This is a genomic window from Epilithonimonas sp., assembly GCF_032054305.1.
Taxonomy (GTDB): domain Bacteria; phylum Bacteroidota; class Bacteroidia; order Flavobacteriales; family Weeksellaceae; genus Epilithonimonas.
The window spans coordinates 385781-398730 of record NZ_DAMBSX010000006.1; the positions used below are offsets into that span (position 1 = coordinate 385781).

The 12950-nt window shown below is 34.9% G+C and carries 9 protein-coding genes and 1 riboswitch; of the genes, 5 read left to right on the top strand and 4 right to left on the bottom strand.

Annotated elements, in window-relative coordinates; translation table 11 throughout:
* Positions 1-67: 67 nt before the first annotated feature.
* From RTX21_RS15255 to RTX21_RS15265, 3 genes are all read right to left on the bottom strand, one after another.
* Positions 68-1099 (bottom strand): DUF5074 domain-containing protein, encoded by a 1032-nt coding sequence (locus tag RTX21_RS15255; protein ID WP_312768921.1) that lies wholly within the window; start codon positions 1097-1099, stop codon positions 68-70.
* A gap of 20 nt (positions 1100-1119) precedes the next feature.
* Positions 1120-2937 (bottom strand): TonB-dependent receptor domain-containing protein, encoded by a 1818-nt coding sequence (locus RTX21_RS15260; protein WP_312768923.1) that lies wholly within the window; start codon positions 2935-2937, stop codon positions 1120-1122.
* Positions 2938-2960: 23 nt separating this feature from the next.
* A riboswitch (cobalamin riboswitch) is annotated at positions 2961-3188 on the bottom strand.
* A gap of 90 nt (positions 3189-3278) precedes the next feature.
* Positions 3279-5468, bottom strand: a complete 2190-nt coding sequence (locus RTX21_RS15265; RefSeq protein ID WP_312768924.1) for a T9SS type A sorting domain-containing protein — start codon at positions 5466-5468, stop codon at positions 3279-3281.
* Positions 5469-5673: 205 nt separating this feature from the next.
* Between RTX21_RS15265 and RTX21_RS15270 the strand changes: the two genes are divergently transcribed.
* Entirely contained in the window at positions 5674-7224 is a 1551-nt protein-coding gene (locus RTX21_RS15270; protein ID WP_312768925.1) for a tetratricopeptide repeat protein, read from the top strand.
* Here the strand turns inward: RTX21_RS15270 and mutY are convergent.
* The gene (mutY, locus tag RTX21_RS15275) at positions 7210-8268 is read right to left on the bottom strand and encodes an A/G-specific adenine glycosylase (protein WP_312768927.1); all 1059 of its coding nucleotides are present in this window, start codon (positions 8266-8268) and stop codon (positions 7210-7212) included. The two genes, RTX21_RS15270 and mutY, sit on opposite strands and share 15 nt — an antisense overlap.
* Before the next feature lie 47 nt (positions 8269-8315).
* On the opposite strand from mutY, the gene RTX21_RS15280 reads away from it, so the two are divergent.
* From RTX21_RS15280 to RTX21_RS15295, 4 genes are all read left to right on the top strand, one after another.
* Positions 8316-8606 (top strand): HU family DNA-binding protein, encoded by a 291-nt coding sequence (locus RTX21_RS15280; protein ID WP_027383593.1) that lies wholly within the window; start codon positions 8316-8318, stop codon positions 8604-8606.
* A gap of 236 nt (positions 8607-8842) precedes the next feature.
* Positions 8843-10399 carry a ribonuclease E/G gene (locus RTX21_RS15285; RefSeq protein WP_312768929.1) on the top strand — a complete coding sequence of 519 codons (1557 nt, stop codon included), beginning with the start codon at positions 8843-8845 and terminating at the stop codon, positions 10397-10399.
* Between the two features lie 136 nt (positions 10400-10535).
* On the top strand, positions 10536-11066 hold the full coding sequence (locus tag RTX21_RS15290) for a hypothetical protein (protein ID WP_312768931.1): 531 nt from the start codon (positions 10536-10538) through the stop codon (positions 11064-11066).
* Positions 11067-11234: 168 nt separating this feature from the next.
* On the top strand, positions 11235-12779 hold the full coding sequence (locus tag RTX21_RS15295) for a PglZ domain-containing protein (RefSeq protein ID WP_312768933.1): 1545 nt from the start codon (positions 11235-11237) through the stop codon (positions 12777-12779).
* Positions 12780-12950: the final 171 nt, after the last annotated feature.

A 12950-nucleotide genomic window follows, 5' to 3' on the forward strand; every position in this document is an offset into this window, starting at 1 on the left:
AAAATTAAAAAAAGAACTCTGTCAATTTATTTTTGACAGAGTTCTAAAAAACACAAATGATGAAAAATTAATTTTTATAGAAACCTCCAGCAATTTTGCCTGCTGTAAAAGTTTTTTCAAGATTTCCGGTTAATGAATAAACTGATATTTGAGAATCCTCGACATAATCTTTAACATTAGAAATGAAAATTTTGCCATTCAGAACTTCTAAAGCATATATCGTTTTGTAATCTTCGAAAGGAGCAATCGTAAAAGCGGCGGAAGGTGTTGTTGTGCCGGATAGATCTGTTACGTAAACATTTCCTTTTGAATTGAATACAACTTTATTATTATCAATACTTAGATTTTCTCCGTTTGCGATTCCTGTGTATTTTGTTTCCTTTATAATGTTTCCTGCTGGGTTGATCTGATAAAGATAAGTGTCTGCGTAGTCATTTGCTAATGTATAGACAGAGTTATCATAAGAAATAGTTTTAGTGATCTGCCCGTGAGGGATTGAAATTGTTTTTTCAACTTCATTGGCATTATTGATAACTGTAATGGTATTACCAAATCCAAAGGAAGCATTCTGAACAAAAACTTTGCTGCCGGCAGACACAATTCTTTCCACAGTATCTGTAAAGTCAATTTTTTTCACAAAACTATTATTAGAAGCATTGTAAATAGAGACATAGTTGAATTCTCCGTATTTGCTGTTTGTCACATAAAAATAGTTGTTAGCGAAAGTGATAAACCTTGGTTGGTTGATATTATCAGTAATGGTAGCTGTTTTGTTAAATCTGAAACGATTGACAACCTGTATTTTGCTGGAGTTATTAGCAACAATATAAGCTAGATCACCAGAAAATGCGATATTATTAACAACATCTCCCAGAACTTCATTATTTACTTTTCTGTAAATATCATTTTCTATTGTGGAAATATCAGAAGGAATAAAAGAAACGCTTCCGCTAGGTGTTGTGAAGTTACCTTCGTTTGTTACTAAAATCCCGCTATAAGATGTTTCCTGATTATTGAAATCGAAATCGTCATCGTTACAAGCTGCGAATGTCAGAAGAACAGATGCGAAAAGTCCGGTTAGTAATTTGTTGATTTTCATATGTAAATTTATTTATTGTTTTAAAAATTTAATTTAAGATTGACGGCATAATTCCTTTGTGGCATATAATAATAGTCAACCGTCTGATAGATCTGATTGGTAATGTTATTGACTTTAAAACCAAGCTGAATTTTTGAAGAAATCTTTGCCAAAGTCCCCAAATTCAGAATCATATATTCTTTCATGAAATTATTTTCGGTGTTGTCTGTGTAGGTTTTTCCATTGTAGAAAGCCTGTACAAAAAATCTGATGAATGAATATTGATAATCTGCATTGAAATTAATCTTATGAAACGGAATATACATAAGCTGTTTTTTGGTTTCCGAATTGATAGATCGGGTATACGAATAAGAAAGGTTACTGTTGATATGGTGCTTTCCAAAATCCTTATCGAAAGATAAATTAGTTTCCAATCCGTAGGAATCTACTTTCTTAATGTTTTTCGGAGTCCAGATGATCGAAGTGACCGGAATCCACTGAATCATATCAACAATGTACATGTAATAAGGCGTGATTCCCAATTTGAAATTCCTATAACTGAAGTTGTGCGACATCTCTGCTTGGTAAGAACTTTCCGGTTTCAATTTTGGGTTTCCTCCTTCTTTCCAATACAAATCATTGAAAGTAGGAGCACGGAAATTTCTAGAAATATTCAGCGTAGTTTGATACCGATTGTTGACAGAATATTTTCCACTTGCAGAGAACAAAAACGGATTTTTATAGTCTTCTACGATCTCTTGTTTTGCACCTAATTCCCAATAAAATTTTTCTAAAGCATTATTTCGATAGAGTAGTGAGAAATTCCCCTGATTCCTTTTCGGAGTTCCAATCGCGGAAGTTCCAACACCTTCTGCTTCATTATATTGATATTCTGAAATGAAATTGATGGACGAATTTTTTGAAACTGCAAGATCAAAATCATTTTTGATGATATATTGTTTCCCTATTCCACCACTGGTTCTGGTTTTATTAATGTCTCCAAAATATTGGAAATTATCTTCCAGATAAGCTAGTTTGAAATTATTTCTGGATTTCCCGGAATGTAATTTCCAGCCAGCCAAACTTCGGAATGTCTGGACCTTGTATTTTGTTCTGGTTTGGCTTTCCTCAAAGATCGGATAATGTTGGTCGCTGTCATAATGTTGACTTTGCCAATAGAATTCGTTATTCGGATTGATTTTATAAGCTAAGCCAAGGTTGAAACTCGTGTTCTGATATTCTCCGTTTCTGTTGATGAATTTTCTTTGAGGAACTTCATAATCATTCTCACTTCTGGAATGATTGATATTAACATTGAAACTAAAGTTCCCATTACTGAATTTCACCTGAGCAACAGAATTACTCGTTCCAAACGACCCATATTCCGAAAACAAAATTCCGTTGAAACCTCTGTTAAAATCAAGGATATTATTAAGGTGGATTGAACCGCCAATAGCGCCGCTTCCATAAATTACACTTCCGCCACCAAATTTGATTCCGACATTTTCATAGCTCAACGGATTCATATTATTGATATCGCCTTGACCTAGAAAAATTGAATTCACATTGATTCCATTCCATAAAAAAGCCGTTTGTTGTGCCGTTGTTCCCCGAAAACCTGGCGATGAAGTTGCTCCACGACCATTTTCTTTAATATAAATATTGGATTGAAATCTCAACAAATCTGATAAAGAAGTCGAATTTCCAAGGATTTTATCAGAATTAAGATTCGATATTTTTGCAGTTTTAGAGAGTTTACTGAATTGATTATCAATAAATAACGTGTCAATCAAATATTCCTGAGCAGAAACTTGATGTATGATATAAATGAAAAAAAAAGTAAAAATACGTTTTGTCATAACCTGCCTTTCCTCCGAAAGCTTTTATTCAAATTTTCTCTGGCAGGTCTCCTGACTTTCGATGATTTTGCGCCTTCTCACTCTTTTCAGAACAATGACATTTTGCAAAAACAGTTAAAATTTAATTATTAATTTTTCATTATTAATTAAATCAGTTGCGATTTACAGTTGCGGGGACAGTCGGAGAATTGCACTCCGTTCCCTTTTAATTCCAGATGAAACATCCAGAAACTAAAGTGGTGCAAATATAAATATAATTACATCATGAAAGAGATATTTTGAAAAGAAAAAGCTGCACCAGAATGATGCAGCTACAATAAAATAATTATGAAAAGTTAAATTTACTTTTTAATGATCTTAAAAGATCTGTTTTCTTTATCGCCGTTGGTTTTTAGGATGTAATTTCCTTTTGGCAATTTTGTAGTGTTCAGAACGGATGATTTTGCATTCGTATCTTGTTCGATTACTTTTTTGCCAGATATATCATAAACTTCAATTTTGTTTATTTTGTTATCAGATTCGATGTTAACATTATCACCAACAGGATTTGGATAGACTCTTACAGTATTTTTGGAAACATCAGCTGTTGCCATGATTTGATTAACATGAATATTGAAAACACAAGTGTCTATGATAACGCCGTCTTTTACCAAATTATGTACAATGACATTATCACCGATTGGGAAATCTGAACCTGATTCTGCGCCTTGAACCAAAACTACTGTAGGAGACGGAGCTGCACACTCATAATAGACTTTGAAAACACCATCTATCCCATCTCTCACTGTCCAGCTGGTTCCACTGTTATTTGACGTATAACTGTTAGATGTGCTTCCGTCATTGTTTTTTGATTCCCAGGAAACAACCGGCCCTTGTGCCTGCATTGCCACCCAATATTTTCCACTTTGCAATTCTACAGTTTCCGGTAGTTTAATAGAAACCTCATAGATTGGGAATCCTGTTCCTGGAGCAGTTCCCACTTGAGTCTGGGATTCATAGGCCATGTTGTCAAACGCTTTTACAAGTTGTCCCGGTTTACCATTGTCGTCTTTGTAAATATTAACAAATGTTCCGTAAGAAAACCTGATAATATTAGGAACGATTTTATTCACTTTCATAGTTTGTCCTGCCGGAACGATAAAGTCATTGGCCACCCATGTATTTGAGAAGCTAACAAGATTTTCAGCATTCTTGCTTGGGTAAGTAATGCTGCAGGATGCTGTAGAATTTCCAGAACAAGTGAAAGGAAGTTCATAAGTTACTTTTGCAGTTGTTCCGCCAGGAATGGTATTAACATTCATATCTGAAGGACAAGTGAAGTTGCATCCAGGGTCATCCATTCCATTGGTAATGTTAAGGGTATAATCTTCAGCCTGCCCCGAGTTATAATAATATCCTGAGGCACCTGTTGGCCAGAACATAGAATATTCTGTCACAGACTGCATTTTAAGAACCCTTATTCTTGTGTTTCCGTTGATTGCATTTTGAGGCACTGTAATTGGGAATTCTGTGAACTTGTCATCAACGCCAGTAGATCCGAAGATATAACCTTCGCTGATGATCTCGTTGTCTTCATCCAGGATTCCATTATGATTCCAGTCTACAAATAAGGTATAAGTATCCGGCGCATAATCTGTACGATTCTTACCCTTGATCTTTACATTATAAGTCTGACCTGCCTGCAGGTTGAATACGCTGCTTGTCATGTCTTCGTAGAAAGCCGAACTGTTTGGGTCCGTATTATAACCTGTACCGTTGATCTCAAAACGCGTTATTGGTGTAGATGGTATAAAGTTGTCTACTTTATCTATCGGATCGTATGATTCCGGACTAGGATTATTTGGTAATATTCTGAATTCTGTACTTCCAAAGTAATTAGAATTGTACTCAGTAACACTAACTCTCCAGGTTCCTGCGATGTCTGGCATTATATCTCCCCAAGGGTACGTTGGTGTATTTCCAGTGAAAGCAATATCAAAATTTCCATTTTCATCTGCATAATATTGTCCGGTAATTCCCGATCCGGATTCATTTGGGGAGAATAGGTGAACAACGACTTGTGCATTAGGTTCGACATTAGAAGCATGTAGCTTGAGACCAATGTTGAAAAACTGATCTAATGTAAGATATTTGAAATCAATGGTCACGGGTATGGTTTCATTTGGATTGGCGATTACAGTTAGATTAGCATTAGCGGTTTTGCCATTTGCATCTGTCGCCTTTACAATGTGTGTACCTTTTACTGATTTGATTTTCTTGGCACTGATTTGTATAGAGAATTTTCCCTCGCTATCAGCTGTGCCTTCAAAGTCTCTCCATCGTTTTCCATCAGGATCTGTTGCAAAGACCGTCACTTTTGAGTTGGGTGTAAAGCCTGTTCCTAGGACAGGAAATCCACCTGACCAATACCACCACTCATCTATGGTCCCTTGTGTATCCGATACCAAAGAGGTGTCTAATGTGATCTGTTGTGCATTGAAAAGCCCGAAAACGAACAGAATCAAGCTTTTTAATAGTAATTTTACATTCATTTATTTAATTTTTTATGATTAATTGATACAATGTTACAATTAAGTGTGAAGTTTTTAATTTTTTATGGAGTAACATTATGAATACTCTGATTTAAATATGGTAACATTTTATATACAAAATGTTTAATTATTTGATTTTCAATAATTTAAAACAATGTAAAAATTAATAAAAAAATAACCCTAAATTTGATGATTACTTGTAGATATGCGGAATGTTTTAGCTTTATTTTTGGTGTTTTTTACTTTGTTTTTCAGTGCACAGAATTCTTCCAAAAATTCTGATGTATATGTGAAACGGCTCATCAATCTGATTCGGGAAAATAATAATAACCGACTGAAATCTATGAGCTACATACAGGAAGCACTTCGTTTCGAGAAAGAAATTGCGGATTCAACCAAAATTGAACTTTTCGTAACTGCTGGAAATTGTTACAAAGACCAGGAATCATTTTACCTTGCATTGAGCTATTATTATAAAGCCTTGGAAATTAAAAATGAGAAAGAATCCAATCGTTCTTTTTCTATTCTGAATAATATTGGTGGCTGCTATTATTTGATGGGCAATTATAAAAAAGCCCGTCGTTTTTGGGAATTGGCTCTCAAGAAATTCGAATCCAACAAGGAAAGCCAGAATGTCGAAGGTTCCCTTATTTATAACAATCTTGCGGTTCTGGAAAAAGAGCATGGAAATTATGCAAGGTCGCTAGAGATGCTGAAGGAATTTAAAAAGCGTAATGAAAATCTGAAAGATACCTTCAATATTATTATCGCATATGAAAATATAGCGGACGTCAATGTCAAGTTAAAAGAACCGGATCTGGCAATTAGTAACCTGTCAAAAGGCATCAGCCTTGCTAAAAAAATCAAGTCCGACTATGACCTTGCGAGTCTGTATGCAGATATAGGGAATATTTATCTTTCACAACCTTCCCGCCGGGATTCGTCTTATTATTATCTTTCTAACGCTTTTGATATTTCTAATAAGAGTGATTTTTCTGACATCAAATTATCTTCCTCGGAAAAGCTGGTTTCTTATTTCGAAAATCTCAAAGATTACAAAAGCGCACTTTATTATCTTCACGTTGCAAAATCTTTGTCAGAAGTTACAATCAACAAAGAAAATGCTAAAAAAGTTTCAAGACTTGAGTCTGAATTTGAAGAAAAAAACAAGCAGAAAGAATTATTTCAACAGCAGAAAAAAAGAGAGCGATACTTTATTTTCGGGATGATTATTTTACTGTTGTTTTCCGTGATTGTGCTCTTGATGTTTAAGCTTCAGAAAAGCAAGTCCGAAAAAAAAGTAGCGGAAAATAAACTTCTCGCTAAAAAACTGGATGAGAAAAACAAAGAATTGGCAAATAACGCCGTCAAAATGATGCAGGCTTCTGAGATTTTTCAGACCACACAAAAGGAACTCAAAGAAATGGACCCGAAATACGAAGACGACCGAAAGATGATTTCCAGAATCATTATGGATTTCAAAAAAGGTTCACAGGCACTCAATAAATCCGAGTTTGATAAATTGTTTATAGAAACTGACGAAGATTTTTACAAAAAATTACTAGATAAATATCCATCCCTTACCAAAAACGAACTTCGCCTTTGCGTATTCCTCAGACAAAACCTTTCCTCCAAAGAAATCTCCGCAATTACACAGCAAAGTCCACACAGCATTGTGGTTGCAAGGTCAAGATTGAGAAAAAAACTCGGGCTTGAAGAATCTCAGAGCATCAGTAATTTTTTAATTCAATTTTAAACTCATTTGAAAGGAGTCGATGGATTCATAAAATGACTGCAAAGGTTTTGGGAACGATTTTTCATTGGCTGCTGTCCTGTCAACTATCAAAAAATCATTCTCTTTGGCGAATTCTTTAAATTCTTTTCCAGAATCTATATCAACCACATTTATTTCTATCGTCATATTTTTATGCGTAAGTTTATGATTTATTATTTTTGAATTAATGATATAATCGTTCCATTTTTCAGGAATTGAAGTTGGAAATTCATATAGTTTTTTCCAGATGAAATCATTTCCACGTTGTTTGATAAGAAACTGATTTTGATGCTTCACGAAAAAATATCTCAGACTCAGATCTGAAACTTTTACTTTTTTAGTTTTCACAGGAAATCCCGAGATTCGGCCAGTTTGGAAAGCGATACAATCATCATTCACAGGACATTCTCCACAAAGCGGATTTTTGGGTTTGCAAATCTCAGAACCAATATCCATTATCGCCTGATTGAATTCGCCAGACTTGTCATCAGGCATAATTAACAAAGCTAAATCAGAAAAGTATTGAAAAGCCTTTGAACCAGAAATATCAAAATCATCAGCAAAAATCCTCGACAAAACCCGATAGAAATTTCCATCAACTGCAGGAACTTTTTCGTCAAAGCAAATACTTGCAATCGCAGCAGCTGTATATTTTCCAACTCCTTTTAATTTTAAAATGTCATTATAATGATGAGGAAACTCACCACCAAAATCCTCTACAACCTGATGAGCGGCTTTATGCAGATTAATTGCTCTGGAATAATAGCCCAAACCTTTCCAGTATAACAAAACCTCATCTTCCGAAGCATTATGAAGTGCTGGTACTGTGGGGAATCTTTCTATAAACCGGAGATAATGGCCGAGACCTTGTTTTACCTGCGTTTGCTGCAAAACAATTTCACTTATCCATATATTATAAGGAAGCTGGTTTTCTCTCCAGGGAAGTTGTCTGGCATTGGTATCATACCAGTTTGCGAGCTTTTTTCCAATGTGAAGAAAATCAGCATTTTGTTTGTTTGTTTTCAAAAATATGTCTTATATTTGCACACCAAAAATATAAAGAATTTTAGAAAATGACAAAGGCAGAATTGGTAAATACCATCTCGAACAAGCTGGGAGTAGAAAAGAATGATACACAGAAAGTTATCGAAGCTTTCATGCAAGAAATCAGAACATCTATGTATAACGGAGATAACGTTTACTTAAGAGGTTTCGGTTCTTTCATCATCAAAACAAGAGCGGCTAAAACAGGAAGAAACATTTCTAAGAATACAGCTATAGAAATCCCTGCTCATAATATTCCTGCTTTCAAACCTTCAAAAACTTTTGTAGAAAAAGTAAAGACCAAAGTTGCAGTAAAATAATTAATCGAGTATTAACAGTATAAAAAAATATAAATTATGCCAAGCGGAAAGAAAAGAAAAAGACACAAGGTAGCAACTCACAAAAGAAAGAAAAGAAGAAGAGCAAACAGACACAAAAAGAAAAAATAATTTAGCCTTTTTGAGTCTTAAACATATTAAATATAGTTGGCATTTTGCCAGCTATATTTTTGTTTTATATTTACAACCTAATTTTAATAAAACCTTTTTATGAAGTTATGAAAAAAGAACTGATTATTTCCAATGAGGGAGATGCTTCAAAAATTGCTTTATTGGAAGATGGCCGCCTTTTTGAACTTCACGAACAAGAAACAAAGACCGATTTCGTGGTCGGTGACCTATTTTTAGGTAAAATCAAGAAACTTGCACCCAATCTCAATGCAGCATTTGTCAACATTGGAACAGACAAAGATGCATTTTTGCATTATCAGGACCTGGGTCCGCAATTCCTTTCTTACCAGAAATTCCTTAAGAGTACAATCTTAAAAAAACAACAATCCCCAAGTCTCAAAAATTTTGAAACAGCAAAAGATATAAACAAACTTGGAACTGTTGACAAAGTTTTGACGGCGGGCGACCTTGTCCTTCTTCAAATTACCAAAGAACCAATTTCTACAAAAGGACCGCGTATCTCTACGCAAATCTCTCTTACAGGTCGTTTTTTGGTTTTGATTCCTTTCGATAATAAGATTTCAATTTCCAAAAAAGTAGCTGACCCAGAAGAAAAGAATCGTCTGAAAACATTGATAGAAAGTATCCGTCCGGAAGGTTTCGGGGTGATTATCCGAACCGTTGCAGAAGGGAAAAAAGTAGCTGAGCTTCATAATGATATGAATCAGCTGGTGAAAAAATGGGAGTCGACGTTTAAAAACATTCAGAAAAATAAAGTTCCAAGTAAGGTCTTGAGTGAAGAAGATAAAGCGTCTTCTATCCTTAGAGATAACTTTAACCAGGATTTCGTAAGCATCATCTGCGATGATGAAAAAATGGTTGATGATATGAAAGCTTACATAGAAGTAATTGCGCCGGAACGTAAAAATATTGTTCAGTTTTATGATTCTCACATTCCTTTGATGGAGTATTATAATGTCGAGAAGCAGCTGAAGCAAAGTTTCGGAAAGCACGTGAATATTCCAGCTTCAAAAGGTGCTTATCTGGTAATTGAGCATACAGAAGCGCTTCATGTTGTAGATGTGAATTCCGGAAACAATATCTCATCTGCCAACACGAACAAGACCCACGCATTGAATGTCAACAAAATGGCAGCGACAGAAATCGCTAGACAGTTACGTCTGCGAGATATGGGCGGAATCATTGTTGTCGATTTTATCGATATGACCGACCCGGAACACAGAAAGGAATTATACGAACATTTTCGTGAAGAAATGAAGCGTGACAAAGCAAGGCACAAGATCTTGCCACCTTCAAAATTTGGTTTGATACAGATGACCAGACAACGTGTGCGCTCAGAAAAGCATATCGAAACGTCTGAAGAAAACCCCAACAAAGACGGCGAGATCATCGCTCCAATCGTGATTGTCGAAAAAATGGAAGATTCTATCAGAACCATTATGCAGACAGAAAAAGGAAAGCTTTTCCTGCACGTGCATCCATTTGTGGAAGCCTATCTTACCAAAGGATTGGCAAGTATCCAAAACAAATGGTTTTTGAAGTACAAAAAATGGGTAACCATCATTCCCAGAGATTCTTTTAAAATGCTGGAGTTTCATCTGTACAACTCTAAGAAAGAGGAATTGATGAGCTATTCTAATTAAAAAATTGATTAGCAAAGATTTATTTCAGGAATCTAAAAATTTTGAAAGTCTGTTTAAAAAATTAAACAGACTTTTATTTTTCCGAATAAATACTTATTCTATAGAATTATTCGTTTTAATTCTTAAATTTGGTTTTATGAAATTAAACATCTATTCTCTTCTTATATTTTGCCTTTTTACAAGCTGTTATACCTATAGACATGTTGCTGATGAAAAAGAGGTCCCGACTGCGGCTAAGGAAAACCCTAGAATAAAATCTCAGAAATCTGAAATGACAGCTACTGCTGTTGATGCAATTTCTGTAGAAAATCAAGTCCAGAAAAGCCAATTACGAAGTGCGACTGCGGATGGCAAAATAAAAGCGATGTTTCCGCAAGGTCAAAAAACAACAAGAAAATTGTTAGGGATAAAAGATAAATTGGAATCAGGTAAAATTTACAAAATCAAAGTTGCCGATAAACGATATAAGATACAGGTCGATCAATGGGAAAGTGACTCACTGGTGGTTCACCCTGTTCGTAAACCTGAAAAGAAAATGAAGTTCCACAAAAACCAGATAGAAGAAGATGCGATTTTGGAAAAGCGTTTTTCTCAGCCCATTTCGGATATCATCACTGTTACTGCTTATGCTGCTATAGGAGTCTTAATTGCTGTACTTGCCCTTTAATTTTATAAAATATTTTATACAATAGCTAAAAACGATTTCTTGATGGAAATTTTTTTGGCTATTTTTTATTTATGTTAACTAATATTTAACTTCGAAATTCTGTTATTTAGTCATTGTTATGATATTTTGGTTATAATTTTGATACGAACTATTTAAATAGAAAAATATATGTCAGGAAAAATTTTATGGATAGATGATGAGGTCGATTTACTGAAACCACACATCGTCTTCCTAGAGAATAAAGGCTACAACGTTACGCCGGTGAACAATGTGAATGAAGCGTTGGAAATGATAGAAAAAGAAAAATTCGAGTTAACACTTCTTGACGAAAATATGCCGGGAATCTCCGGTTTGGAAGCAATTCCGATGATTAAGGAAAAAGATAATGCGCTCAAGATCGTTATGGTTACGAAGAGTGAAGAAGAGCACATTATGGAGCAGGCAATTGGTTCTCAAATCTCAGATTACATCCTGAAACCAGTCAATCCAAACCAGGTTCTACTATCTCTAAAGAAGATTCTTCAAAGCGAATCTCTAGTGGAGCAAAAGACTATTGTAGATTATCAGCAGGAATTCCGTAACCTTAGTATGGAGTTATCTTACCTCAGAACTTATCAGGATTGGGCAGAATACTACAAAAAAATCCTAAGCTGGGAAGTGAAATTCGATAAGGTTTCCGATAATGAGTTTGCAGATCTGCTTCAAAATCAAAAAGAAGAAGCCAATATACAATTCTCAAAATTCATAGAGAATAATTATGAAGAATGGCTTCACAGCAATGAAAAACCGATGATGAGCCATACGCTTTTCAAAGACAAAGTGAAACCAGAGCTGGAAAAAGAAAAAGTTCTTTTGCTGATGATAGATAACTTGAGATACGACCAGTGGAAAGTCATAGAACCTCTGTTCACGAAGTTCTACAACAAAACTTCTGAGGATTATTATTTCAGTATTCTGCCAACAGCTACACAATACGCAAGAAATTCATTCTTTGCAGGTTTAATGCCTTCTGAAATCGAAAAAAGATTCCCGCAATATTGGTTTAATGATAATGAAGAAGGTAACAAAAACGAACACGAAAGAGATTTCCTGGAAGACCAGATGAAGCGTTTGGGACTATCAAGCAAATCAATGAAATACCTGAAAATCCTGAATTCAGATTTTGAAAGAAAGATTTTAGAAGATTTCAATCAACATAAGAACAATGATTTGTTAGTAATAGTTTACAATTTTATTGATATTTTATCTCACGCAAAAACCGATAATAATATTGTAAATCAATTAATTAGAGATGATAAAACCTTCAGGTCTTTGACATACAATTGGTTCGAGAATTCGTCATTAATTAAAATTATAAAGACTGCTGCAGAAAATGGATTCAAATTGGTGATTACAACCGATCACGGCACAATTTATGTTAAAAAACCTAGTAAGGTAGTTGGCGATAGAGAAACGTCTACCAATATAAGATACAAGACAGGACGAAGTTTGACCTATGAGGACAAAGATGTTTGGGCGATAAACAATCCCGACAAACTCTTTCTGCCAAAAGGAAATCTGAGTTCCAAATATATTTTCGCCAAGAACAATATATTTTTAGCATACCCGAAGAACTATAATCACTTTGTGAATTATTACAAAGACACTTATCAGCACGGAGGGATTTCCCTAGAGGAGGTCATCATCCCGATAAGCATCCTAGAACCCAAGTAGTTTTTTCATAGTTTATTTGATTTGGGTTTATTGGGCGGAAAGAGGCAACTTTTTCCGCCTTTTTCTTTAGGAGCAAGAAGTTTGTTATTATTTAGACGTTTCCAAACCTCTAGTAATTTATACTGAGCCTGACGAAGTGCTATATCTTTTTGTCATTGCGAACGCGAAGTG

Excerpts from the sequence above, each read along its gene's own strand:
- RTX21_RS15255 (WP_312768921.1), bottom strand. The coding sequence starts at position 1,099 with ATGAAAATCAACAAATTACTAACCGGACTTTTCGCATCTGTTCTTCTG.
- RTX21_RS15260 (WP_312768923.1), bottom strand. The coding sequence starts at position 2,937 with ATGACAAAACGTATTTTTACTTTTTTTTTCATTTATATCATACATCAA.
- RTX21_RS15265 (WP_312768924.1), bottom strand. The coding sequence starts at position 5,468 with ATGAATGTAAAATTACTATTAAAAAGCTTGATTCTGTTCGTTTTCGGG.
- RTX21_RS15270 (WP_312768925.1), top strand. The coding sequence starts at position 5,674 with ATGCGGAATGTTTTAGCTTTATTTTTGGTGTTTTTTACTTTGTTTTTC.
- RTX21_RS15280 (WP_027383593.1), top strand. The coding sequence starts at position 8,316 with ATGACAAAGGCAGAATTGGTAAATACCATCTCGAACAAGCTGGGAGTA.
- RTX21_RS15285 (WP_312768929.1), top strand. The coding sequence starts at position 8,843 with ATGAAAAAAGAACTGATTATTTCCAATGAGGGAGATGCTTCAAAAATT.
- RTX21_RS15290 (WP_312768931.1), top strand. The coding sequence starts at position 10,536 with ATGAAATTAAACATCTATTCTCTTCTTATATTTTGCCTTTTTACAAGC.
- RTX21_RS15295 (WP_312768933.1), top strand. The coding sequence starts at position 11,235 with ATGTCAGGAAAAATTTTATGGATAGATGATGAGGTCGATTTACTGAAA.